Annotated in this window: 18 protein-coding genes, 1 rRNA gene and 1 pseudogene; 15 read left to right on the forward strand and 5 right to left on the reverse strand. The window is 65.7% G+C overall.

What is annotated here, in order from left to right:
• The 4 genes from rrf to CXQ88_RS20520 form a co-directional block, all read left to right on the forward strand.
• A 5S ribosomal RNA gene (gene rrf, locus CXQ88_RS22865) occupies positions 1-76 on the forward strand; the annotation flags it as partial.
• A gap of 503 nt (positions 77-579) precedes the next feature.
• A complete protein-coding gene (locus CXQ88_RS20510; protein ID WP_104045996.1) occupies positions 580-867 on the forward strand; it encodes an HU family DNA-binding protein in 288 nt (95 codons plus the stop codon).
• A gap of 117 nt (positions 868-984) precedes the next feature.
• Positions 985-3,138, forward strand: a complete 2,154-nt coding sequence (locus CXQ88_RS20515) for a cytochrome c oxidase assembly protein (protein ID WP_104045997.1) — start codon at positions 985-987, stop codon at positions 3,136-3,138.
• Complete coding sequence (locus CXQ88_RS20520; protein ID WP_104045999.1) at positions 3,138-5,177, forward strand: NHL domain-containing thioredoxin family protein; 2,040 nt, start codon at positions 3,138-3,140, stop codon at positions 5,175-5,177. The genes CXQ88_RS20515 and CXQ88_RS20520 overlap by 1 nt, the downstream gene beginning before the upstream one ends.
• A 108-nt stretch (positions 5,178-5,285) precedes the next feature.
• Here CXQ88_RS20520 and CXQ88_RS20525 read toward each other — a convergent pair whose 3' ends face one another.
• From CXQ88_RS20525 to CXQ88_RS20540, 4 genes and pseudogenes are all read right to left on the reverse strand, one after another.
• Positions 5,286-6,278, reverse strand: coding sequence for a hypothetical protein (locus CXQ88_RS20525; protein WP_181037627.1), 993 nt, complete (start codon positions 6,276-6,278; stop codon positions 5,286-5,288).
• 69 nt (positions 6,279-6,347) lie between these two features.
• A complete protein-coding gene (locus tag CXQ88_RS20530) occupies positions 6,348-8,075 on the reverse strand; it encodes a helicase HerA-like domain-containing protein (protein ID WP_104046001.1) in 1,728 nt (575 codons plus the stop codon).
• A gap of 58 nt (positions 8,076-8,133) precedes the next feature.
• Positions 8,134-8,604 (reverse strand): GNAT family N-acetyltransferase, encoded by a 471-nt coding sequence (locus CXQ88_RS20535; RefSeq protein WP_104046034.1) that lies wholly within the window; start codon positions 8,602-8,604, stop codon positions 8,134-8,136.
• 135 nt (positions 8,605-8,739) lie between these two features.
• Positions 8,740-10,711, reverse strand: a pseudogene (locus CXQ88_RS20540) (FAD/NAD(P)-binding protein).
• 262 nt (positions 10,712-10,973) lie between these two features.
• Between CXQ88_RS20540 and CXQ88_RS20550 the strand changes: the two are divergent.
• The 7 genes from CXQ88_RS20550 to CXQ88_RS22025 all read left to right on the forward strand — a co-directional run bounded on the left by CXQ88_RS20550 (position 10,974) and on the right by CXQ88_RS22025 (position 17,407).
• Complete coding sequence (locus CXQ88_RS20550; protein WP_181037628.1) at positions 10,974-12,035, forward strand: amino acid ABC transporter permease; 1,062 nt, start codon at positions 10,974-10,976, stop codon at positions 12,033-12,035.
• Entirely contained in the window at positions 12,035-12,835 is an 801-nt protein-coding gene (locus tag CXQ88_RS20555; protein ID WP_104046005.1) for an amino acid ABC transporter ATP-binding protein, read from the forward strand. The genes CXQ88_RS20550 and CXQ88_RS20555 overlap by 1 nt, the downstream gene beginning before the upstream one ends.
• An 11-nt stretch (positions 12,836-12,846) precedes the next feature.
• Positions 12,847-13,896, forward strand: coding sequence for an ABC transporter substrate-binding protein (locus CXQ88_RS20560; RefSeq protein WP_104046007.1), 1,050 nt, complete (start codon positions 12,847-12,849; stop codon positions 13,894-13,896).
• 57 nt (positions 13,897-13,953) lie between these two features.
• Complete coding sequence (locus CXQ88_RS20565; protein WP_104046009.1) at positions 13,954-14,781, forward strand: DUF1684 domain-containing protein; 828 nt, start codon at positions 13,954-13,956, stop codon at positions 14,779-14,781.
• On the forward strand, positions 14,778-15,866 hold the full coding sequence (locus CXQ88_RS20570; protein WP_104046010.1) for an LLM class flavin-dependent oxidoreductase: 1,089 nt from the start codon (positions 14,778-14,780) through the stop codon (positions 15,864-15,866). Before CXQ88_RS20565 ends, CXQ88_RS20570 begins: the two co-directional genes overlap by 4 nt.
• 102 nt (positions 15,867-15,968) lie before the next feature.
• Positions 15,969-17,252, forward strand: coding sequence for an NtaA/DmoA family FMN-dependent monooxygenase (locus tag CXQ88_RS20575; protein ID WP_441296487.1), 1,284 nt, complete (start codon positions 15,969-15,971; stop codon positions 17,250-17,252).
• The gene (locus CXQ88_RS22025) at positions 17,249-17,407 is read left to right on the forward strand and encodes a hypothetical protein (RefSeq protein WP_181037629.1); all 159 of its coding nucleotides are present in this window, start codon (positions 17,249-17,251) and stop codon (positions 17,405-17,407) included. Before CXQ88_RS20575 ends, CXQ88_RS22025 begins: the two co-directional genes overlap by 4 nt.
• Before the next feature lie 190 nt (positions 17,408-17,597).
• Here CXQ88_RS22025 and CXQ88_RS20580 read toward each other — a convergent pair whose 3' ends face one another.
• Positions 17,598-18,266 carry a GntR family transcriptional regulator gene (locus tag CXQ88_RS20580; protein ID WP_104046013.1) on the reverse strand — a complete coding sequence of 223 codons (669 nt, stop codon included), beginning with the start codon at positions 18,264-18,266 and terminating at the stop codon, positions 17,598-17,600.
• Positions 18,267-18,514: 248 nt separating this feature from the next.
• On the opposite strand from CXQ88_RS20580, the gene CXQ88_RS20585 reads away from it, so the two are divergent.
• The 4 genes from CXQ88_RS20585 (at position 18,515) to acnA (ending at position 25,400) form a co-directional block, all read left to right on the forward strand.
• Positions 18,515-19,687 carry an ABC transporter substrate-binding protein gene (locus tag CXQ88_RS20585; protein ID WP_104046014.1) on the forward strand — a complete coding sequence of 391 codons (1,173 nt, stop codon included), beginning with the start codon at positions 18,515-18,517 and terminating at the stop codon, positions 19,685-19,687.
• Between the two features lie 39 nt (positions 19,688-19,726).
• Positions 19,727-21,499 carry an ABC transporter permease gene (locus CXQ88_RS20590; RefSeq protein ID WP_104046016.1) on the forward strand — a complete coding sequence of 591 codons (1,773 nt, stop codon included), beginning with the start codon at positions 19,727-19,729 and terminating at the stop codon, positions 21,497-21,499.
• Positions 21,492-22,622, forward strand: coding sequence for an ABC transporter ATP-binding protein (locus tag CXQ88_RS20595; protein WP_104046017.1), 1,131 nt, complete (start codon positions 21,492-21,494; stop codon positions 22,620-22,622). Before CXQ88_RS20590 ends, CXQ88_RS20595 begins: the two co-directional genes overlap by 8 nt.
• A gap of 141 nt (positions 22,623-22,763) precedes the next feature.
• Positions 22,764-25,400: an aconitate hydratase AcnA gene (acnA, locus tag CXQ88_RS20600; protein ID WP_104046019.1), complete on the forward strand. Its 2,637-nt coding sequence runs from the start codon at positions 22,764-22,766 to the stop codon at positions 25,398-25,400.
• Positions 25,401-25,405: the final 5 nt, after the last annotated feature.

The raw sequence follows: 25,405 nt of genomic DNA on the forward strand, positions 1-25,405 counted from the left end.
GAACCCGGAAGCTAAGACCCACAGCGCCGATGGTACTGCACCCGGGAGGGTGTGGGAGAGTAGGTCACCGCCGGACAACCATTAGGTCGAGGCCCCAACCAGAACATGGTTGGGGCCTCCCGCATTTAACACACAAACACCCCGCCAGCCCGAGTCCTCCCAATCCGCACCCACCAGGAAACCCTCCACCACCTCCCGCGGCAGCACCACCGTCGCACTCTCTTCGAAACAGCTGGAGCGCCACGCCCAATCCACCAGGAACTGAAAGAGCGATGGTCCAAAAGCTGCAGGAAGTGATGGAGCGTCGGCCCCCAGACCCCCAGGAGCTGATGGAGCGTCCCGAAAGAGGCGCAGGAGGTGCGGGTGCGCCTTAGGGGGCAGCGGGAAGTGCTGAAGGGCGCGCGTTTTGCTGCCGGGACGGCCGCGAATCCTCAAGAATCGGGTGATTAACCTCAAAAAGTCGCGGAAACACGCGGAATTTGCGGACCAGACCGGCCCAAGCTGGTAAGTTTTCGAAGAGTGGCTTGTACGCATGCCGCGTGCAGGCTCCAGAAATCATGACCGTCCAGGAGGACATCAATGGCTAAGAACCGTAGTGAACTTGTTTCAGAGGTAGCAGGCAAGGCCGGCACCAGCCAGGCAGCCGTCAACTCCGTCCTCGACGCGCTGTTCGAGGTTTTCGAGACTTCCGTTGCCGCGGGCGAAAAGATCACCATCCCGGGCTGGCTCGCCGTCGAGCGCACCGACCGTGCAGCACGCACCGGCCGCAACCCGCAGACGGGTGAGACCATCCAGATTGCCGCTGGCCACAGCGTCAAGCTGACCGCCGGCTCCAAGCTGAAGGCTGCGGTCTCCAACAAGAAGTAAAGCTTCTTCCTCCCGGCATCAGGCCGGTGTGGACAAGGGGTGGCAACCACAGGGTTGCCGCCCCTTTTGCTTTTAAGCCGATTCGCGGCCCGGGCAAGGGTAGCGGACAATGGATAGGTGCCTTCTGCCGCAAAACCCCAATCCACAGCAGCCCAGTCAGCTCCCGGCAAGGGAGCCCCTGGGCAGAGCGGCGGCGCCCCCGGCGTCTCGCAGGCATGGCAGCTGGCGGGACTGGCGGCACTCTTCCTCGGACTCGCGGCGGCACTCGTCTTTTCCGGTGCGGCCGATGCCCGTGAGGTCTCGGATCCGGGTGCCCTGGTCCGCTGGGGCCTGCCCGTCAGCAAGGCGATCCACAACGTCGCGGTAGCTACGGTCATCGGCGGCCTCATCTTCGCCGTAGGCATCCTGCCCAAGAGCCTGGGACTCCGCAGCAGGGAGCGGGACGCAGCCGCAGAGGACGCAGAACATCCCGCCTTCACCCGCGCCCTGGCCGTTGCAGCCGCTGCGGGCGCCGTCTGGACTTTGTCCGCCATTGCCGTCCTGGTGCTTACCTATTCCGACGTGGCAGGGCAGGGAGTGTCCGGCGACGCAGCGTTCACCCAGGCGCTGGTCTACTTCATGGCGGACATCGAGACGGGCCGGGCCTGGCTTGCCGTCACCATCATCGCCGCCGTGGTGACCACTGCCCTGTTCGGCGTCAGGTCCCTTGGCGGGCTGGCCCTGACCCTGATCCTGGCACTTATTGGTCTGGTGCCGACGGCCTTGATCGGGCACTCCTCGAGCTCCTCCGACCACGAAGGCGCCATCAACTCGCTTGGCCTGCACCTGGTGGGTGTCAGTACCTGGGTGGGCGGCATCATCATGCTGGCGCTGCTGTCCGGGATCCTGACAGGTTCCAAGGCAGGCGCGACGGCGGATATCACCGACTCAACTCTTCGCCGGTTCTCCTCGCTGGCCGGCTTCGCCTTCGTGCTGGTCTTCGCCTCCGGCGTCATCAACGCGAGCATCCGGATCACCAACTGGGGCGACCTCTTCGGCTCGTCCTACGGCCAGCTGATCCTGGCCAAGTCCGCCGCAACGCTGGTCCTGGGCGGGATCGGCTTTATGCACCGTCAATGGGTGATCCCCCAGTTGAACCGCAAGGGCTCCACGATGTCCTCGCGGCGGGTCCTCTGGCAGCTGGTCCTGGCTGAATTCCTGGTCATGGGTGCAACGTCCGGTGTGGCCGTGGCCCTGGGCCGTTCTGCCCCGCCCCAGTCCACCACGTATGCACCCGACGCGTCGCCCGCTTTCATTCTCACCGGCTACGAACTTCCCCCCGAGCTGACTCCCGCCCGCTGGCTCACCGAGTGGCGGCTGGACTGGCTCTGGATCGCGGTGGCGCTGTTCGGGCTGGTCTCCTACTTCCTGGGCGTGGCAAAAATTCACCGCAGGGGTGACAAGTGGCAGTGGTTCCGGTCCGTGAACTGGGTGATCGGCCTGCTGGTACTCACCTACATCACGTCCGGCCCGCCGTCGGTCTACGGCCGCGTCCTGTTCTCGGCGCACATGGTGGACCATATGGCACTCACCATGGTGGCCCCCATCTTCCTGGTTCTCGGCGCACCGGTGACCCTCGCCCTGCGCGCACTGCCTCCCCGCGGAGACGGTTCGCGCGGGCCGAGGGAGTGGCTGCTGGTGTTTGTGCACTCCAGGTTCTCGCAGGTGGTCACGCATCCGCTCTTCGCGGCCGCCAACTTTGCCGGTTCAATCGTCCTGTTCTACTACTCGGACCTGTTCGGGTTCGCCATGCGCGAGCACGTGGGGCACGAACTGATGATCGTGCACTTCCTGCTGACGGGGTACATCTTCGTCCTGAGCATGATCGGTTCGGACCCCCTGCCGCGCCGTGCACCGTACCCCATGCGGCTGCTGCTGCTCCTGGCCACCATGGGTTTCCACGCCTTCTTCGGCGTCGCGATCATGGGCGGAACCAATCTCCTGGCAGCCGACTACTTCGGCAACCTGGGCCGCGCCTGGGGACAGTCCGCGCTGCTGGACCAGCAAACCGGCGGCGCGGTGGCCTGGGGCATCGGCGAGGTGCCCACGCTCCTGGTGGCCCTCGGCGTGGCCATCATGTGGTCCCGGTCGGACCGGCGGGAGACCAAACGCGTGGACCGGGCGGCGGACAGGAATAACGACGCCGATCTCACCGCTTACAACGATATGTTTGCCAAATTGGCTGAACGCGACGCCAGGCTGGCTGAACGAAACAAGCTGGAAGGACGCTGATGAGCGAAACCGTACGTAATCACCTCCGGGTCCGTGCCTCTGAACTAGTAGGCCGCAACTGGTTGAACACCGGCGGCAAATCGCTGGACCTCGAAGCCCTCCGCGGCAAGATCGTGCTGCTGGACTTCTGGACCTTTTGCTGCATCAACTGCCTGCACGTCCTGGACGAACTGCGGCCGCTGGAGGAACAATACTCGGACGTCCTGGTCACGGTGGGCGTCCACTCGCCCAAGTTTGAACACGAGGCAGACCCGGTGGCCCTGGCCGCCGCCGTGGAGCGCTACGAGATCCACCACCCCGTCCTCGACGACCCGGAGCTGGACACCTGGAAGGCCTACACCGCGCGGGCCTGGCCCACCCTGGTGGTCATCGACCCCGAGGGCTACATCGTGGCGCACCTCTCCGGCGAAGGCCACGCGGACGGCCTCGCTGTACTGATCCCCGAACTCATCGCCGAGCACGAAGCCAAGGGCACGCTGCACCGCGGCTCTGGCCCGTACGTGGCGCCTGAGCCCACCTCCGGCACGCTCCGCTTCCCCGGCAAGGCGCTCTTCCTGCCCGCCGGACGCGGCTCGGCTGAGTCACGGGGAACGTCCGACGGCGGCGCTGCGGCACGTGCCGCAACGTCCGGTTCAGCTTCCAACGGTGCCGCCACGCATGGGTCATGGCTGGTCACCGACACGGGCCACCACCGCCTTGTGGAACTGGACACCGACTTCCACACTGTCCTGGGCACCTACGGCTCCGGCACCAAGGGCTACGCTGACGGCCCCGCCGCCGGTGACGAGGCTACCGCCCGGTTCAACGAGCCCCAGGGCCTGGTCCTGCTGCCGGAGGACGTGGCAGCCAAGGCGGGCTACGACGTCGTGATAGCAGACTCCGTAAACCACCGGCTCCGCGGCCTCTCGCTGCAGGACGGCAAGGTGACAACCCTCGTAGGCAACGGCATCCAGCGCCTGCTGGAGACTGGCCCCGCCCGCGTTGACGAGGACGCTGCCGGATTCACCGGCCGCTTGAGTGAACATCCGCTTGAGGTCTCCCTGAGCTCGCCGTGGGATCTCGTCTGGTCCAGCAAGCTCCACGCCGTGGTGATCGCCATGGCCGGCACCCACCAGATCTTCAGCTTCGAACCGCTGACCGGCGCCGTGGCCATTGAGGCCGGCAACGGCCTGGAAGGCCTGCTGGACGGCGCCGCCCACGAAGCCTGGTTTGCGCAGCCCTCCGGGCTTGCGGAGGACGCGGACGGCAACATCTGGGTGGCTGACTCCGAGACGTCGGCCCTCCGCAAGCTTGTCATTGATGACGACGGCACGGTCACCGTGGAGTCCGCGGTCGGCAAGGGCCTGTTCGACTTCGGCTTCCGGGACGGTGCCGCGTCCGAAGCCCGGCTTCAGCATCCGCTCGGCGTGACGGTGCTGCCGGACGGTTCTGTGGCCATCGCCGATACCTACAACGGTGCGGTGCGCCGCTATGACCCCGCCGCAGGAACGGTCTCCACGCTGGCGCGCGGACTCCTGGAGCCCTCGGACGTGATTGTGGACCACACCCAGTCAGCCGGTTCCGAGCCGCTGCTGGTGGTGGTGGAGGCCAACCAGCACAAACTGGTGTACGTCCCCATCCCCAAGGAAGCCCAGCAGGTGGACGAGGGCGCGTCGCAGACCCACCGGCCCAAGAGCCCCGTGGCTCCCGGCCCCCTGGAGCTCACAGTACGCTTCACCGCCCCCACCGGGCAGAAGCTGGATGACCGCTGGGGCGATCCCACCCAGCTGAAGATCTCCTCCACCCCGCCCGAGCTGCTGGTGTCCGGCGGCGGAACGTCGGTGGGGCTGCTCCGGACCCTTGAACTGTCATCCGACGTGCCTGAGGGTGTCCTGCACATCACCGCCCGCGCCGCGGCCTGCGACGGTCCCGAAACCGAGGACGGCGAAATCCCGGACCACGCCGCCTGCCACCTCTACCAGCAGGACTGGGGCATCCCTGTTCTGCTGCAGAGCGACGGCGATACCGAGCTGGTGCTGGACCTGCGCGGCATGGACTGATCCCGCCGCCGTCGTAATGACCTAAAGGCTGCCGCCCGTGACATACGCGTCACGGGCGGCAGCTTTTTGACCTCAGGCAGGTACAGGCGGGCCGGCCCGAAGCCAGGTTTAGAAGCTGAGCAGCGGCGTGACTTTGATGGTGTCGCCTGTGACGTCCAGGCGGGTGGTGAAGCTGAAGTCCACCTCTTCGTCCAGTGGGTACCAGGCGCCGGTGAACAGGTTCTGCTGGAGCGCCTCCACTTTCGCCTTGCCGTCCAGCGGCGCCACCACCCAGCGCCCGTCGAAGGGCTCGATGGCCACGTTGGGATATTCAGTCACGGACCACTTGATGGTGCCGTCCTGGACCCGGTTGTTGCTGGCGTAGTAGAAGGGGCAGTCCGGCTGGAGCTTCTGCTCCTTGACGGCCTGGGCCGCGCAGCCGTCCAGGAATTCCTTGACCTTCGCCGCCACGTCCGTCTTCAGGCTGTCCGTGGCCTGGGTCAGCAGGTTGAGCGGCGCCACCGGGACGTCGCGGCTGGTGACGGTGGCGCGGCTGGCGGGTGCAGAGAAGTACTCCCCGTTCACGGTGGCCTCGTATTCGCCAGGGTAGAAAACGGCGAAGGAGTTACGGCCATTCGGCATGTTGACGTCCACGCCGTTGACCGTGGCCTCGCTGGAATTCACCACGGTGACATCAACGGTAGGCAGCCGGGACGGAACAAACGCCCACGTGTTGAAGAAGATCCACTCGGTTCCGGTCTTCTGCAGCGCGAACTCGGTGCGCAGGCGGCTGCCGTCGATGGTGTATTCCATGGGCACCATCACCTGGCCGCCGGGGCGCTCCTCAGCCTCTCCGATGCTCACGTTGTTGAAGCGGGACGCCGCGGTCTGCAGGGCCGTGCCGTCGAGCATTGCGGCGTTGCTGGGCGGCACCGTGGCCCGCAGAAGACCCAGCGCCTTGCCGCCGTCGCCGCTCTGCAACGCGTCCAGATACTCGCGTACCGGCTGCTGCGGGCTGGCCACTGTATTGTTCACGAGGTTGATGGCTACGATGGCGCCGGCCACAGCAAGCATGAGGCCCAGCAGCCATCCGGCCGCTATCCTCACCAACGCTTGACTCATTTGCACGTTCCATACGTTACCTGCCATGCGCCGGACGACGGCAGTTGAGTCAGCTGGGAGCGGTACCTGTCAGCGGCGGCGGCGCCGGGACGACGTGCCGAAAACACCCCGCAGCAGCTCGCGTCCCAGCTGCGTTCCCATGGACCTGGCCATGCTCTTCAATCCGCCTCCGAGGGCTCCGCCGAGAACGCCGCCGAGGCCGCCCACCATGGCGTCCCCCGACTCCTGCCGGGTGGTCCGCGGCGCTTCCGCGCGGGTGCCCGCACTTTGCCTGGTGGGTGCGGGCCTGCTGCTGGGCCGGCCAAGGATCTCCTCTTCAATCCGCCGGGCCTCCGCATCGACGTCGGCACTCCCGGCGGTTCCGACGCCTGAACCGCCCTCAGGGGCACCAGAGCCGCCGGGAACAGGCGGTTGTCCGGGCGCTGCGGGGCCAGTCGGCGCCGCAGCTTTGCCGGTGAGCTTCTCGTACGCCGAGGGGTTGTCCACAGCGGTCCCGTACTTGCCCAGCAAGGCCGACCCGGCCACCGTGCTTCGAACCAGGGCCTCGTCGCTGGGTCCCATCACGGATTCGGGGGCGCGCAGCCGGGTAAGGGCCACGGGGGTGGGGGCGCCCTTCTCGTTCATAACGGTGACCACGGCCTCACCGATCCCCGCCGATGTCAGCGTCTCTTCAAGGTCGTAGTCGCTCATCGGGAACGTGGACACGGTTGCCTTGAGCGCCTTCGCGTCCTCCGGAGTAAACGCGCGGAGGGCATGCTGTATCCGGTTGGCGAGCTGGCCCAGGACATCAGCCGGCACGTCCTTCGGAGTCTGGGTGACGAAGAAGATGCCCACACCCTTGGAACGGATGAGCCGAATCGTGGTGGTGATGGCGTCGAGGAACGCATCGGAGGCGTCGTTGAAGAGGAGGTGGGCCTCGTCGAGGAAGAACACCAGTTTGGGCTTGTCCAGGTCGCCGGCCTCGGGCAGGTCCTCGAACAGGTCGGCCAGCAGCCACATCAGGAAGGTCGAAAACAGCATGGGCTTGGTCTGCAGGGTGGGAAGTTCCAGGCAGGTGACCACTCCGCGGCCGTCCGGGGCGGTGCGCAGCAACTCGGCGGTATCAAATTCCGGTTCGCCGAAGAACTTTTCCAGTCCCTGGGCCTCGAGGTTTACGAGTTCACGCAGGATCACGCCAGCGGTGGCCTTGGACAACCCGCCGAGCTCCGCCAGCTGGTCCTTGCCCTCGGCCGAGGTCAGGAATTGGATGACCGCGCGGAGGTCCTTCAGGTCGATGAGTTCCAGGCCGTTTTTGTCGGCGAAGTAAAACACCAGCTGCAGGCTGGATTCCTGGGTGTCGTTCAGCTCCATGATCCGCGAGAGCAGGATGGGGCCGAAGGACGTCACGGTGGCCCTGACTGGAACACCGTTGCCATCCCCGCCGAGTGCCAGGAACTCGACGGGGAAGGTCTTGCCCTGCCAGGACTGGCCGATGCCTTCGGTACGGGACGTGAGCTTCTCGCTGCCCGCAGCCGCAGTGGCGAGGCCTGAGAGGTCGCCCTTGATGTCAGCCAGGAACACCGGAACACCCGCGGTGGACAGCTGTTCCGCCATCATGTGCAGCGTGACGGTTTTTCCGGTGCCGGTGGCACCTGCCACCAGGCCGTGCCGGTTCATCATGGCCAGCGGCAGGCGGACCTGCGCCTCCTTATGGAGTTCGCCGTCCACGATGGCGGCACCCAGTTCGATAACGGGCCCCTCCAGCGTGTACCCCTTCTGGATGGTGGCAAGCTTCTCTGCTGTGGTTTTGTTGGCCATGCCGCTAGCTTAGCGGCGGCCGCACCCCGCGCGCGGGGTAGGACGCAGGTAGGAAACGTCAGTGCGGCGGAACCTCTGAAAGCTCTTTGGTGAACGCCAGGAACTTCAACGTCTCCGGGTCCGCGTCCAGGTCGAACTGCGGCTGGTAGCCGGTGGCGAGGTAAAGGTGCTTTGCTTCGGGCTGGCGGGGACCGGTGGTGAGGTAGAGCCTGGAGTACCCGCGGCTGGCCGCGAGGGTTTCCAGCTCGGCCATTACCAGCTTTGCAAGGCCGCGGCGGCGGTGGCCCGAGCGGGTCCAGATCCGCTTAAGTTCCGCGGTGTCGGCGTCGTAGCGGCGGAACGCTCCGCCAGCGATGGACTCGCCGTTTTCCTGGATCACCAGGAGCGCACCGCCCGGTCCCTCAAATTCGTCGGCCGGGTAACGGTTAAGCTCCTCCGCTGCTGCTCCCCGGCCGAAGAGGTCGCCGTAGCGGGTGTCGTACTCGACCGCGAGTTCGTCCAGCAACGGCCGGACCCGCGGATCGTGCATGGGGAGGTTGAGGACCGCCAGGGCGGCCGGGTCAAGCGGCCGGGGCGCACTGTTCAAGGGCTGGCGATCACTACCTTCAGGCTGGTGCTCAATCGCAAACGGTTGGCGCGCGAGGTCAGGTTCTGCAGTCACGGTTTAGTTCTTTCCGACGGCGGCTGGTTCTGTGGACATGGTGGGGGACTCCTGGGCGGCGAGTCCGCGGGCCACGGTGAGGATGTTCCGGGCGAGGGCGTTATTCTCACGGAACGGCGCGGCGTTGGTGCCGGGGCGTGCGAAGGCACCTGCGCCCCAGCCGGAGGTGCCGGGGCCGACCCCGAAGAGTGTAGGTTGCGGTGTCCCCTCTGCGCTTACCAGCTCGTGTTGGCTGGAGATCAGCAGCTTGCCCGTGGAATGGATCCCGTCGGCGGTCAGCAGCTGCTGCTCCGCGCCGAGGCCCGTCCGGTGCAGGGATTCGAGGACCGGGTTGAGCGACCGGGCCACGGTGGGGGAGGGCAAGCGGGCTTCGATCAGGGCCTTCGCCGCCACCGCGGTCCCGGAGCGCGGCGAGCCGGCATGGAACAACCCGGTGGATTCGTCAGCAGTCACCTCAACGTCCGGGCCGAGGAACTGCAGCAGCCCGGCACGGTGCAGTGCCAGCATCTGGCGGAGGCGGTGCGGGGGAGGCCCGGAGTCAACGAAGCTGAAGAACCCGTGCCACCAGCCGTGGACCACCTGCTGGGACCGGGCGTTGAGGCGCTCCGGCGGGACCACCCTTCCCACTTCCATATACACGTGGAGCAGCGCAAGGAAAAGGGCATGGGTTTCCGGGTGGTCGGGGCTGTCCCGCAGGGCGAGATCGTGCTCGATGTACTCCACCACCGCATCCTGTACGTCCTCATGCGGCAAAGCGGAGGCCGGTGAAGGGCCGGTCCAGCCGCTCCAGGTCGAGGTGCAGGGCTGCGTCCGGCACGGCAGAGGCCACGAGTTCCTCGCGGGCCGGGCTGTACCAGTTCAGGTCCGAGTAGCGGGCGGCGAATTCGTCCCAGCCCATGGCGGCCCGGGCCGTGCTGCCGGTCAGCAGCTCACGGTAATAGCCGTAACCGGCCTCCTTCGCGATCAGCGGCCAGAGGTGGCTGCGGAAATCCAGTTCCCCGTGCCGTTCCAGCAGCGCACCAACGGCTGCGGGGGTCAGGAATCGCAGCGGGCCCGGTGCCTGGCCCTGGAGGGTGGCCGAGATCTTCGAGTGGTACGGCACTCCCCGCCGCGAACCGGCCCACAGCCTCGGTTCCCTGCCCGACGCAAGGTACTTCAGGCCGCCGTCGGGGGTTCCAACAAAGCGTCCGCCGCGTCCTTCCATCAGGAGGACCAGGAGGTCAACGAAGGCCAGGCCCATGCCGGAAACGATCACGTCCTGCCCCGGGGCGATCGGTGCGTAGTCGACGTCGGTGGTGTAGCTGGGTGCCGCGTGGTAGCCGCCATGCCGCCCGGCGAAGCCGGCCCAAGCGGCTGAGGTGGCGTCTGGACGGGAGTCAGTGTGGCCCAGAGCGGTCACCACGACGTCGGCCAGCAGGGTCCGGCCGTTGGCCAGCTCCACGAGGTGCTTGCCCGGGCCCTCCGCAGGATCGGCAGGGAAAGCATCCTCAACTGCCCGCCTGACCGCAACGGCCGTGGTGCGGTGAACCGTGACGTTACGGCCCAGGGACCTGGCCGTGCGGCGGAAGAACCATTCCAAGTACTGGCTCTGCAGCTGGCGGGTGGGAAACGTGGCGCCGGCGAGGGAGCGGAGCTGCTCCCACAACGGGCGGGGGAAGTCCGGCACATCAGTAATGGAGCCGTCCAGCACGCCCGCGGCCCATTCGGCCAGGCTCGGGCCATGGCTCGCTGGTCCCTCGCAGGCCACCGACGTGTCAGTGAACATGGTGATGTCCGCCGCGGTGGAGTTCAGCAGGAGGCCTGGATCCTGGTCGTACCGCCAGATGCGGCCGGACCCCGGGACATGCGGCTCAATGACGTGGATTTCCAGCGGCCCGGTGAAGAGCTCCGGACGGTTCGCTGCAATCCGCTCGAGGACGCCGGCCGTGCGGGGTCCGCCGCCGACGAAGACGACGGCCGGGGTGTGCGCTGGCATGGGTGCTCCTGGTGGCGGCGGACGGGGCGGCTGGAGTGCCCATGCTAGGCAGCGCTTCCGACGGCGGTCGAGCGGCTGGTCACGGCCGTTAACTCCGCGTCACATCCCGTCAAAGGGCGCAAGAAACCGACTCATGACGTTGTGCGAACTCCGGTGAAGTTATGCAACCTGCTGCCTTGCTGGGCCCTTCCGGCCGGTCCTAGATTTGCAGCCAGTAACCGGGGCAATCAGCTCCGGCCCAACCAGTGAAGCGGGGTGGCGCATGAGTTCAGCAGCAACTACGGCGGCGCAGTCAACAAAGTCAGCACAGCCGGCTGCCGGGCCGGCGCCGGATGTCACTGCTGCAGCGGCGGCTGCTTCCGGGGCGGGCGGGGTCCCGCCGGAGGACAGGACAGCCCGGGTGGCCACCGACTATTCCTCGTACCGTGTGGTTGCCGCGAAGCATCCCTGGCGCTGGGTGGGAACCGCAGTGGTGGCGCTTGGCGTCCTTGCCGTCGCCTGGTCCCTGGCCACCAACCCCCGCTGGGAGTGGGGTGTAGTGGCGCAGTGGTTCACCGCCCAGTCCGTTATCAACGGATTGCTGGAGACCCTGAAGCTGACCGCGATCTCCGGCATCCTCGGCTTCGTGCTGGGCTTCATCCTGGCACTGATGCGGCTGTCCGCCTCGCCGCTGCTGGTCTCCGTGTCCTGGACGTTCTCCTGGATTTTCAGGTCTACACCGCTGCTGGTCCAGATGCTGCTCTGGTACAACCTGGGGTACCTGTACGAAAAGATCAGCTTAGGCATTCCGTTCACCGACGTCCGGTTCTTCGAGATGCAGACCACCACACTCATCAGCCAGTTCGCCGCCGCAGTCCTGGGCCTGACACTGAACCAGGCAGCGTACTCCGCCGAAATCATCCGCGGCGGCATCCTCTCGGTGGACCAGGGCCAGCTAGAGGCCGCCGCCGCACTGGGTATCCCGGCCTGGCGGAGGTCCACCCGCATCGTCCTGCCCCAGGCTATGCGGGCCATCCTGCCCACAGCCTTCAACGAAATCATCGGACTCGTGAAGGGCACGTCCATTGTGTACGTCCTGGCGTACTCCGAGCTGTTCTACACCGTGCAGGTCATCTACAACCGCACCCAGCAGGTCCTCCCGCTGCTCCTCGTGGCAACCCTCTGGTACGTGGTGATCACCTCCGTGCTGAGCGTCTTCCAGTACTACATCGAACGGCACTACTCCAAGGGCGCGGTGCGTAACCTGCCGCTGACGCCCCTGCAGAAAGCCCGCAAATTCTTCGCCACCCACGCTGTGGCCAACAACCGGGCAAGGAGCCTCTGATGACCACCGCTGCAACTGCCACCCGCGGCCTGGTTGAAATCACCAAAGTCCGTAAATCCTTCGGCGCCACCGAGGTGCTCAAAGGCGTCAGCCTCACCGTTGAGCCGGGCGGCGTGGCCGTGATCGTCGGGCCTTCCGGATCAGGGAAGTCCACACTGCTGCGCACCATCAACCATCTGGAAAAGGTGGACGGCGGCTTCATATCGATTGACGGCAAGCTGGTGGGCTACGAAGTCCGCGGCGAGCGGCTGCTCGAACTGCGCGAGAAGGAGATCCTGAAGCAGCGCACCGAGATCGGCATGGTGTTCCAGAACTTCAACCTGTTCCCGCACCTCACCGCACTTGAAAACGTTGCCGAAGCGCCCGTCGTCGCGCAGGGCCGCTCGAAGGAAGAGGCACGGCGCCGCGGCCTGGAACTGCTGGACCGGGTGGGCCTGAAGGACCGTGCCGGTGCTTACCCCCGCCAACTCTCCGGCGGCCAGCAGCAGCGGGTGGCCATCGCCCGCGCCCTGGCCCTCGATCCCAAGACCCTGCTGTTCGACGAGCCCACTTCCGCCCTGGACCCTGAGCTGGTCAATGAAGTGCTGGACGTCATCCGCGAACTCGCAAAATCCGGTACCACGCTGATCATCGTCACTCATGAGATGGGCTTCGCCCGCGATGTGGCGGACACCGTGGCGTTTATGGACGAAGGGCAGATCGTGGAACAGGGCAGCCCGGAACAGATTTTCACTAACCCGCAGGAACCGCGCACCCGGAGCTTTTTCTCCAAAGTGCTCGAACCGGCTTTCAACATCTGAAGGATCTCCCCATGGCACTTTTCACTGGTCTCTCCCCCCGCTCCGGCCGCGCGGGCACCCTGGCGGTGCTGCCCGCCGTCGTACTTCTCGGAACTGCGGCGCTCGCCGGCTGCGCTGATCCCGGCGCAACAGCCGGCGGTCCCGCCAGCGGCGGAGCCGGCACGACGGCGGCACGCAACGGCGTGGCCTACAACACCGCCCCGGACCAGCAGCGCATCCGTGCAGAGAAGGATGCGGCACTCGCCGCCAAGGTTCCCGAACTGATCGGCAAGGACGGCAAGCTGACCATCGCCACCACTGCCGGGTCCATTCCGTTGTCCTTCCACGCCACGGATGACAAGACGCCGATCGGATCCGAGCTGGATATCGCCCAGCTGGTGGCGGACAAGCTGGGCCTGGCGCTGGATGTCCAGGTGACATCGTGGGAAAACTGGCCGCTGAAAACCCAGTCGGGCGACTTCGAGGCTGTTTTCTCCAACGTGGGCGTCAATAAGGACAGGGTGAAGCTGTTCGACTTCGCAAGCTACCGTGCGGCGTTTATGGGCTTCGAAGCCAAAAAGTCTGCCAGCTATGACATCAAGGGCGCGGACGACATCTCCGGATTGAAGGTTTCCGTGGGGTCCGGAACCAACCAGGAGAAGATCCTGCTGGCGTGGAACAAGGAGCTCGAGGACAAGGGCAAGGCACCTGCCACCCTGCAGTACTACTCCTCGGACGCCGACACCATCCTGGCGCTGTCCTCCGGACGCACCGACCTCAACATCGCGCCCTACCCGTCCACCGTCTACCGCGAAAACACCCGTGACGACCTGAAGGTAGTGGGCAAGGTTAATGCCGGCTGGCCGTCCGAAACCCTCGTAGCCGCCACCACCCTTAAGGGCAACGGCCTGGCACCGGTGATCACGGAAGCCCTGAACTCGGCAATCAAGGACGGATCGTATGCCGAGGTCCTGGAGCGCTGGGGCCTGTCCGAAGAAGCGCTGCCTGAGTCCAACACCATCAACGAAGAAAACTTCGCGGCCTCCCGGGCTACCCCCACGCAAACGGCCAAAACCTCATGAAGTTCCAGGTCCCGGACCGCATCCCGCACGTATCCACCCACCCCAGCAGGAGCCACTATGTCTACGCACACTGAAACTGCCCGCCCGGAGGCCTTCACCGCTGCCTGGCAGGAGTGGCACACCGCCCACGAACGCCACCGCGCCCACGCGCACGGCTTCCTGGCCGTCACGCACCTGCACTGGCTGGGTTCGGAGCCCGTCGCCCTGGACGGTGTGCCCGGAACGTGGAGCGCCGCCAATGACGCCGTCACCGTGGTCCTCGAGCCCGGCGAGGTCCTGGAACTGGAGCAGCAGCCCCTCCCGGCAGGCGAAACGGTTATCGGCCCCATCGCCGAGCGCGGCGGCCTGAACCTCACCTCCGGGGAGACCGTCATTGAGGTGGCTAAGCGCGGCGGCGAGTACATCGTGCGGCCGCGGCACCCGGAGAACCGATTGCTGCGCGAATACCAGGGCACGCCGGCTTACTCACCGGATGCGGCCTATGCCGTCCGCGGGACTTACGTGCCGTTCGAGGCGCCCCGCCCTACGACGGTGGGTGCCGCCGTCGAAGGCATTCAGCATGTCTACGAGGCGCCCGGCGAGATCCGCTTCAAGCTGGCAGGCCGGGAGTTGGCGCTGACAGCGTTTAACGGCCACGCGCCGGGTTCGCTGTCGGTGCTGTTCACCGACCAGACCTCCGGCAAGACAACCTATGCGGCCAACCGCTCGCTGTCGGTAGTCCCTGCCGCGGACGGGTCCGTGGAGCTCGACTTCAACCGGGCCGTGAACTTGCCCTGCGCTTACACCGACTTGGCCACGTGCCCGCTGCCGCCTGCGGAAAACCGGCTCCCGGTGGCCATCGAAGCCGGCGAGAAGATCCCCTACGAACGTCAGGACCAGCAGTGAGTACAACCGAAGACCGCACCGAAGCGGGACAAGCCGGATTCCTGGCCATCGAGCTTGACGGAGCAGGCTGGGATGGCGGCGATTTCGCCAGCCTTACCGAAGCCGTCCTCGCCGCTGAATCCGCAGGGTTCCATGCGGCCACCTTTACCGATGCGCCGGTTGCGGGCCGTGCCAACGCACTGCAGCGTGCCGCCTACGCGGGGCCGGTCACCCGTACAATCGCCCTGGTTCCCGAGCTGGATACCGTTTACACCGAGCCGTTTCATGTCTCCACGCAGCTCGCGAGCCTGGACTACGTCTCCGGCGGACGTGCCGGTTGGATCGCCACCGCCGCGGAAGCACCGGAAGCGGCGGCCGCCGTCGGACGCGAGAACGTCAGCGGCGCTTCCCTCGCACAGGAAGCCGCCGCCGCGATAGAGGTTTCCCGCCGGTTGTGGGACTCCTGGGAGGACGACGCCGTGATCCGCGACGTCGCCACCGGCCGGTACATCGACGTGGACAAGCTGCACTATGCCGACTTTGAGACGCCGGCAGATTTTGCCGGCGCAGCCTACTCGGTCAAGGGCCCGTCCATCATTCCCAGGCCCCTGCAGGGTCAGCTGCCGGTGCTTGCCGCCGCGTCGCTGGTGGGCCAGGGGGAGGTTGCGGCGGACGCCGTTGACGCCGTCCTCGTCACCGCGCCGACGCCCGAACTGCTGGCCGCGGAAATCAGGGACGTCCGAAGCCGCCTGGGAGCGTCCGTGGCAGTCATCGCCGAGCTCGACGTCGTCCTGGATTCGCGCGGGCAGGCTGCGGCCGGGAGGGTGGCCGGCGCCGAAACCGGACGGGCGCGTTATGTCGGCACTGCGGCAGGCCTCACGGACCTCCTGGAGTCGCTTCTGACGGAGGCCGACGGCGTCCGCCTTCACCCGGCGTCGCTCACCGTTGAACTGGACGAACTTTCGCGGCTGGTCCTGCCGGAACTGAGGCGCCGCGGCGCGCTGCGGCCCCCGGTGCAGGACGGCACCTTCCGCGACCTGCTCGGGCTGGCACATCCGGCCAGCCGCTATGCAGATTCATCCACGGCTACTGCAGCCGGAAACTAAGGGGAGACCATGACACAGCACAACAGGGCTCAAACCGAAACCTTCACACCCTCGGGCAAGCTGCAGTTCGGCATCTTCTTCCAGGGGGTCAACTCCGGCACCATCTGGAAGGCTGCCGAATCCGGCTCGCAGACGGACTTCGAATCGTTCCGCCGCATTGTCCAGACCGCCGAACGCGGGTTGTTCGCCGCGTTCTTCCTGGGCGAGGGACTCCGCCTGCGGGAGCACCTCGGCAGGCCACACGCCCTGGATGTGGTGGGCAGGCCGGACGCGCAGACCATGCTTGCTGCCCTGGCGTCGGTGACCAAAAACATCGGGCTGGTGGCTACTCAAAACACCACATACAACGATCCCGCGGACCTGGCGCACCGGCTTTCGTCCCTTGACCTGATCTCCGGTGGCCGCGCAGCCTGGAACATCGTGACCACGGACAACGCCTGGACCGGCGCCAACTTCCGGCGTGGGGGATACCTGGACCACGCCGACCGGTACAAGCACGCCGAAGCGTTCGTGGAGACTGCAAAGCGCATTTGGGACTCCTGGGAAACCGCGAAGGGACCGGTCCGCCGGGTACTCCATGAGGGGCAGCACTACACCGTGGACGTGACGCCGCGCCTGCCCCGGAGCGCCCAGTACCGGCCCGTGCTCTTCCAGGCCGGCGACTCCCCGGAAGGCCGCGACTTTGCCGCCCGCCAGGCGGACGTCATCTTCTCGGCCCACCCCAAGTTCGAGGCCGCCGTCGAGTTCCGCAAGGACCTCGTAGCCCGTTCCCTGAACGCGGGCCGCGGCGCCAACGCAGTACAGATCATGCCGGCCAGCGAATTTATCCTGGCACCCACCGCCGAGGAAGCCGCCGCGAAGAAGGAGTGGGTGCGCAGCCTGCAGATCGGTCCGCAGCAGGCGGTGGCGTACCTGGAGCAGTTCTGGGGCCGCGAGCTGTCCGAGTACGATCCGGACGGGCCGCTTCCGGAGATCGATCCCGTGGTGGAGGAGACCTCCGAGACCCGCGGCAGCGGCTTCCACGGCGCCAAGGCCCGTCAGCTGGCGGACCAGTGGCGGGCGGAGGCCCAGGACAAGGGCCTCTCCATCCGCCAGTTCGTTACGTCCAAGACGGCGCGCATCGACGCCACCTTTACCGGTTCCTACGCGGCTGTGGCAGACCAGCTGGCTGAATACGCAAAGGTCGGCGCAGTGGACGGCTTCAACATCTCGCCATGGCTGATTCCTACCGGCCTGGACGACATCGTGAACCACCTGGTGCCGGAACTGCAGGAACGCGGCGTCTACCCCACGGAGTACGTGGGCAGGACACTGCGGGAAAACCTTGGGCTGGCAACCCCGGTTCGTTCCGCCGACGAAGCTGCTCAGGCGGTCCGCGCGTTATGAGCGGGGAACGCCCCGGCGGCTGGTGGCAGCGCCTGGTTGGGGCAGTGCGCTGCCGCTTCGGTGGTGTGTTCGACGGCGGCGGGGCGAGTGCCGCCGCCGGCCCTTCCTTGGGTTCTGTGCAGCTCCAGCTGACGGTGTGGGACCAGCGGCTCTAGCACTCATTGCTTTGGCCAGCGGCTCGATGTATTAGTTTGACTGGCCAAAGGTGTCAGTTTGACGTCTGGGACACGCACCTGGAGGTGTCTGGAAGGTCCACAATGAACCTTTTTCTGACGTTCCTCGGATCAGGACCTGACGTCAGGTTGGGGTGTAGCCCAACTGGACGGACATTCCCGCCCTTGCGCCCTAGTCTTTGGTTAGCACTGCGATTGCGCGGCGTCCCAAGCTGCCTACGACGTGCCGGTGCATGATTTCCCGCGCACGAATCACGTCACCCGTTATTACTGCGTCGGCGATCTGGGTGTGTTCTTCCTGGACGCGGATCCGGTCCTTTTCTGAGTCCTTTTGGCCTTGGAGTCCTATCTGCCTGTAGCGGTCTGCTTTGTCCCAGAGGCCTTCGAGGATGCCGATGAGGAGGGGGTTGCGGGACGCCGTGTAGATAGCCCGGTGGAACTCCCGGTGGGCTGTCATGGCCGCGAGGTCGGCGGCGTCGTGCAAGGGTGTCAGTTCCTTGAGTGCCTGCTCGATGTCGACGATGTCTTCCGGTGTTCGGCTTTCCGCGGCAAGGCCGGCTGCTAGCGGGTCCAGGTTTTCGCGGATCACGTAGAGATCCTTGGCCTCTTCCGGGGTGAGGGACGCTACTCGGGCGTCGCTGTGCGACTTGAGTTCCACCATGCCCTCCGCTGCCAGGCGCCGCAGGGCCTCCCGCAGGGGTGTAGTGCTAACGCCAATTTCCTGTGCCAGTTTCGCCTGGCTCAGCACTGAGCCCTGCTCGATGTCCCCGGTCAGGATTCGCCGGCGCAACTCCTCGTACGCATAAGCGTTCTTGGTGAGTATGGGGGAAGCCTGTGCCACCTGTTGCTCCTTCGTGATGGGGTCATCCCCGGTTAGGGTGCCAAAAACACCGGCCGCGTTACGGCCTATAACTTCAGCCTAATTCTGTCACCCATCGTTAAGGTGCCGAGCCTCAACGCCTCCAATCCGCTGCAACATATAACTAGTACTTGACAGTACCCTATAGGTTATAGGCTACAGTGGCTGAGGCGGATCACAGCAGTGGTATGCCGCACCATTCCGTTGCATTGCTCAAAGGAGAGACAACCATGACGGTGTCCACACCCCGCTCCAGCTCCCAGCCCAAATCCCGGATGTTTGCCAGGTACGCCGCCGTCGGCGTCGCCTCAGCCCTGGCCCTGACCCTTGCCGCCTGCGGAGGGTCAGGGCCTGCAGGTACCCCCGCTCCCGAAAATTCGATTGCGGCCGGCCAGTACCCCGAGTACTACCCGGCCGACTACAAGGAGCTGGTGGCTGCGGCAGAGAAGGAAGGCGGAGCGCTCACCGTCTACTCGAACACCGACCAGGAAAATTGGGCGCCGGTGTTCCGCGACTTCAAAAAGAAGTACCCGTTCATCAAGGACATTTCCGCCAACAACCTTGGCTCTGACGAGGTCTTCCAGCGTGTGTTGAGCGAAAACGCCACCGGAGACTCACCGGCAGACATCCTGGTCACCAACGCCGCCGGCGCCTGGGCGGACTTCGCCGAACGCGGCGACGTCCTGACCCAATACACCTCGCCTGAGCTGGCCGAGGTTCCGGATTTCGCGAACCTGCTGCCCGGCGTCACTGCCATATCTGCAGACGCGATGACCGTCGCCTACAACACCGCCCTGATGACCGAGGCGCCTACCGGCCTGGACTCACTCGCGGATCAGGCCAAAGCAAACCCGGCCCAGTTCCAGGACAAGATCGGCATCCGCGACATCAAGGGCGCCTTTGGCTTCACGATCTTCCACGCCCTGACAAAGAACAAGCCGGAGACATGGGACTCCCTGGCCACGATCCTTCCCCTCTCACGGCCGGAGAGCTCTTCGGCCACTGACAAGATCCTGGCCGGAGAATACGTCGCCGGCGCCCTGGTCAGTGCCGCTCCCGCCTTTCCTGTCGTGAAGGATTCCGGCGGACTGTTCGAGATCGTCCTGCCCAAGGACGGCACGGTGGTCCTGCCCCGCGGCCTCGGCATCGCAGCCAAGGCGCCGCACCCGGCCACCGCGAAGCTCTTCATGGACTTCACCCTTTCGGCCGAAGGCCAGCAGGCCATCCAGGAAGGCGGACTCTCCTCGTTCCGCGACGGGGTGAAGCCCGTCGAATACACCTACACGTACGCCGACATCATCAAGGAAGTGGGCCAGGAAAACATCATCTCCGTCCCTTACGAGAAGGTTTCCGAAGCCGAAACCGCAGCCTTCACCGAGCGCTGGAACAGCCTCAAAAAGTAAGTACCCGTGACTGACCAGGCAAGGACCGGAACACACCCCATGACAACAATCCCCGAAACCAGGCCGGCGGCGCAGGTTGCTGCGCCGCGGCCGGAATATCCGGCTCCGAAATATCGCAGGATCCTCGGCGCCGACCGCAGCCAGCTGCTCTTCTGGGCGACCATCATCATTTTGGCGCTCCTGGTCCTTGCACCTGTGATCCCCACGCTCTACCAGTCGGTGCTGGACCGCCCTCTCTACGAGGAGGGCGGTCTGTTCACCACAGAAAACTTCACCAGGCTCTTCACGGAGGCCAACTTTGGTTCCGTTGCCCTGAACACCATCCTTTTCGCCGTCATGACAACCGTCATGACCCTCCTGATCGCCGTCCCGATGGCGATCGTGGTCATCCGCACCAACATCCCGGGCCGGAAGTTCTTCGGGGCGGCCATGCAGTGGCCGTTCTTCATCTCCTCCCTGATCCTGGGCTTTGGCTGGATCACCATGTACGGGCCGGCCGGCTTCGCCAGCGTGGAGGTCCGCCGCATCCTGGGGTTCCTGCCGTGGGACCTCTACACCCTGCCGGGCATGGCCCTGACAGAGGCAGTCGCACTCGCCCCGATTGCCTACCTGTTCTGCGCCAATGCCCTGCGCAACTCCGATGCTTCCCTCGAAGGCGCTGCCCAGACCGTGGGCGCCGGGCCCTTCCGGATCCTGTGGTCCGTGATTATCCCGATGCTGCGCCCGCCCATCGTGTACAGCTCGGTGCTCGTCTTCAGCATGTCCATTGAAACCCTCTCCATTCCGCTGCTCTACGGCCAACCCGTGGACATCACCGTCTTCGCGACCTTCCTGTACAAGAACGGACTCCAGTCCGTGGACCCGGACTACGGCATCCTGGGCGCGGCATCGGTGATCATCCTGCTGGTGACAGTCCTGCTCGTCGCCGTCCAGGCCAAGCTGCTCAAGGACGCCAAGCGCTTCGTCTCCGTCCGCGGCAAGGCCACCCGCCCCCGCCTGCTGGACCTGGGCTGGATCAAATGGCTCGCCGTTGCTTTCATTACCATCTACGTGGTCATCGGTGCCCTGGTCCCGATCCTGGGCCTGGTCATGCGGTCCTTCACCAAGATCTTCACCCCGCTGCAGAACCCGCTGCTGTCCCTGACCCTGGGCAACTACCAGCGCATCTTTGAATTCCCCGCCTACGTCGGCTCGATCCGCAACAGCCTTATCGTTGCCGCCGTCGGAGCCGTCCTGGTCAGCGTCCTGGCCGTCGTCGCCGTCGTGGTCTCCAAACGCTCCACGTTCCGCTACCGCAAGGTCATCGAATACCTGGCCCTGGCCCCGCAGGCAATGCCCGGACTGATCATCGGTATCGGACTCTTCTGGGCCTTCGCCTTCCTCCCGTTCAATATGGGCTCCTTGCTCCAGGGAACCATCTGGGCCATTATCATCGGCTTCGGCCTCCGGGCCCTGCCGAGCGCCTTCGGCTCCATCTCCCCTGCAGTGATGCAGATCGGGGAGGAACTGGACAACGCCGCCCGCGTCAACGGCGCCGACTGGCTCAAAATGTTCCTCCGCATCCTCGTCAAGCTCCTCACCCCCGCCTTCGTCGCCGCCATGGTCCTGACCTTCGTGGTCATGATGAAGGAATACTCCCCGGCGATCTTCCTCGGCTCCGCCGACACCGCTGTCATCGGCACCACCATGCTCGAGCTCTGGGTCCAGGGCAACACCGGATCGGTCGCCGCCCTGGCCACCATCCAGATCATCATCACCGCAGTCTTCGTCGGCATCGCCGGCCTGCTCATGAAAGGTAAAAAAGATGCCTGACGTCGTCGTCAAGAACCTCCGCAAAGACTTCGGAGGCAACACCGTCCTCCACGAAGTCAGCTTCACCATCAAGGACGGCGAGTTCTTCACCCTCCTGGGCCCCTCCGGCTGCGGAAAGTCCACCACCCTGTCCTGCCTCGCCGGCCTGGAACAACCCACCTCAGGCTCCATCGCCGTCGGAAACACCGTCCTGGTCGATGACTCCTCGAACAAGTTCGTGCCCCCGGAGGAGCGCAACCTGGGCATGGTCTTCCAGTCCTACGCGCTGTGGCCGCACATGACCCTGGCCGAGAACCTGGCCATGCCCCTTAACATCCGCAAGGTCCCCAAAGCAGAGCAGAAAACCCTGATCCACGACGCCCTGGACAAGGTAGGCCTTGTCCACCTGGCACACCGCTACCCGCACCAGCTCTCCGGCGGCCAACAGCAGCGCGTCGCCCTCGCCAGGGCCCTCGTCTATTCACCCAAGGTCCTGCTCCTGGACGAGCCCCTCTCCAACCTGGACGCCAAACTCCGCGAACAGGCCCGCGTCTGGCTCAAACGCCTCCAGTCCGAACTGGGCATCACCACCGTCTACGTCACCCACGACCAGGAAGAAGCCCTGGCCATGAGCGACCGCATCGCGGTCATGTCCAACGGGCACATGCTTCAGGTCGCACCGCCCCACGAAATCTACGAACGCCCCGCCACCGCAGAAGTCGCCGCCTTCATCGGACGCTCCAATTTCATCGACGGCACAGTTATCTCCGCCCGCGGCGGCGCAGCCACCGTCCGCCTGGACGAGAGCGGTGAAACCATCAACGTGGCCGTCAGCGAACAGGCCGCTACCGGGGATCTCGTCACCGTGGCCTTCCGGCCCGAAAAGGTCTTCCTGACCAACAGGGGAGCGGAGCTTCCTACCGATGCCATCGTCCTCAACGCCGACATCATGACCACCTCCTACGTCGGCTCCCGGTACGAGTACGACCTCAAATACGGCAGCAAAACCCTCCTGGTCGACAGCACCGCCGGCGGCCTCACGGGCGGGGTACAGCTGGTGGTCCCGGCTGAAGCCGTGCGCCTCTACCCCCGGGCGAACGTCGTCTCCAAGGATGTCGCCGAACTGATGGCTGTCACCCACTAGCCAGCCCCAAAATCCGGCGGGGAAGCCAGCCCTTGAGCAACTTCCCCGCCGGGCCCCGAAACTTCCACGGCATAACCCCTCCAGCGGAGGTTACCGCCTCTACTTAACGCAGGCCCGATCCTGTCCGAGAAAGTGTCCACCATGAGCATCGCCACCGCCGCCGGTTCCCACCCCTCCGTTACCCACCTCGAAGTCAACGGCGAGGTGCTCCAAGCGGTGGACATCGAAGGCGCGTTCGGGCCGGACTACCCCCGCCTGCCCATCGTCCTTCGGCTCCTGGCGGAGAACGTCCAGCGGAACATGACAGGTCACGAGCGCGACCAGGCCATGGACGCCCTGCGCCGCTGGCTTGACTCCGGGACGAGCACCGCCGAAATCGAGTTCCTTCCAACCAGGGTGCTGATGCACGACACCACCAGCACACCCGCCCTGGTGGACATCGCCGCCATGCGCGACACCCTGGCCGAATGCGGTGAGGACCCCATGGCCTTGAACCCACTGCTGCGCGTGGACGTTTCCATTGACCATTCACTGGCAGTGGAGGAATACGGACGGGCCGACGCGGCCGCCCGGAACATCAAGCACGAGATCCGGAGGAACCGGGAACGCTACCAGTTCCTGAAATGGGCGTCGAAGGCGATGAACGACGTACACATCAACCCGCCCGGGACCGGCATCATGCACACCATCAACCTCGAACAGCTCGCCACCGTCGTGACCACCATCGAAAAGGACGGGGACCGCTGGGCTGTGCCGGACATGATGGTGGGCACCGACAGCCACACGCCGATGATTAACGGTCTCGGTGTTCTCGGCTGGGGCGTCGGCGGCCTGGAAGCACAGACCGTCATGTTTGGCATGCCCGCCACCCTGCGGATCCCCGACGTCGTCGGGGTCCGGCTCACCGGGGAGCTCCGCACGGGCACCCTCGCCACTGATCTGGCTCTGACCATTACGCACCGCCTTCGCGAAGTCGGCGTCACGGGTGAGTTTGTTGAGTTCTTCGGCCCCGGCGTCTCAACGCTGACGGTGGGGGAGCGGGCCGTCGTGGCGAACATGGCACCTGAATACGGTGCCACTACCGGGTACTTCCCGATCGACGCCATGGCCCTGGACTACCTTGCCGGCACCGGCCGCGCCGCGGAACAGACACGCCTCGTCGAGACTTACGCCAGGCAGGCAGGGATTTGGTTCGACCCGGAAGCGACCCCCGTCTACACCAAAGTCATCGACCTCGACCTGTCCACGATCGCCATGCACGCCGCCGGCCCCCGCCGCCCCCAGGACCTCCTGCCCTACGGCGGCATCCGCAACTCCCTGGAACAGGAGGCCGGACCGAAACGCCCTGGAACCGGGCCGCTGCCGGAGTTCCCCGTTGCCCTTGCCGCGATCACCAGCTGCACGAACACTTCTGACCCGCGCCTGCTGATCGCTGCCGGACTGCTGGCCCGGAACGCCAGGAAGCGGGGCATGAAAGTCCCCGAATGGGTCAAGACCTCCCTCGCTCCCGGTTCTCCCGCGGCCGCCAGCTACCTCAAGCGCGCCGACCTGACCGAGGACCTCGCCTCCGTCGGATTCGACATTGTCGGGTTCGGCTGCACCACCTGCATCGGCAACCCCGGCCCCCTGACACCGGTCGTCGCCAAGGCCCAAAACGACGGCGGCAGCGAACCTGTCGCCATCCTGTCCGGGAACCGGAACTTCCCGGGACGGGTGCATCCCGACGTCGAACTCAGCTTCATCATGTCCCCGCCCCTGGTTGTCGCCTTCGCCCTGGCCGGCGACGCCAAACGCGACCTCAGCGCCGAACCCCTTCAGTACCTCGAGGACGGCACCCCCGTCTACCTCACCGACCTGTGGCCCACACGCGAGGAAATCGACGCCCTGGTAGTGAAAGCCAACGACCCCGCGGACTTCCGCCGCGACTTCATCATCGCCAGCCGGGACCCGCAGTGGCGCCGCGTCGAAGCCCCGGACGGCGCCCAATACCCTTGGGATCCGGCGTCAACCATCCTCCGCAGGCCTCCCTTCGCGGCAATGACCGAAGGAAGCCTCCTGGGCCAATACGCCGCCCATCCGCTGCTGGTTCTGGGCGATGACATCACCACCGACCACATCTCCCCTGCCAGCGCCATCCCCCCGGACAGCGATGTGGCTGACTTCCTGGTGGACAGGGGAGAGGACCGGGCTGACCTGAACGTCTTCGCTTCCCGCCGCGGCAACTGGGAAGTCATGGTCCGCGGCGCCTTCCACGCCAAGTCGGTCAAGAACCTCCTCCACCCCGAAGCGCCGGTCGCCCAGACGATCCACACCCCGTCGGGCAAAACGATGCCCATCTGGGATGCCGCCCAGCGGTACCGCGAAGAAGGCGACTCCGTGGTCATGGTGGCGGGGGAGCGGTACGGCATGGGTTCCTCCCGGGACTGGGCCGCGAAGGCACAACGGCTACTCGGCGTCCGGGCCGTCGTTGCGGCAAGCTTCGAGCGGATTCACCGCTCCAACCTCATCGGCATGGGCATCCTCCCGCTCGTCATGCCAGCAGATATGAGGGACGCGCTCCTGAGCCTGAAGCCCGGCGACCGGATCAGGCTCGATGCCGGCGAGGACCGCATCCACCCCCGCGCCGACATCGCGGCCGCCATCGTCCGCAGCGACGGAACGAAAGAGCCGTTCACCGCCACAGCTGCGGTGGAAACCGGACTCGAATGCGAACTCCTCGCCGTAGGCGGGGTCATCCCCATGATTCTCCGCAGGACCCTTAACCGGACGAGCAGCTGATGCGG

The organism is Arthrobacter sp. ZGTC412 (assembly GCF_002929215.1).
In the GTDB taxonomy this organism is placed as follows: Bacteria; Actinomycetota; Actinomycetes; order Actinomycetales; family Micrococcaceae; genus Arthrobacter.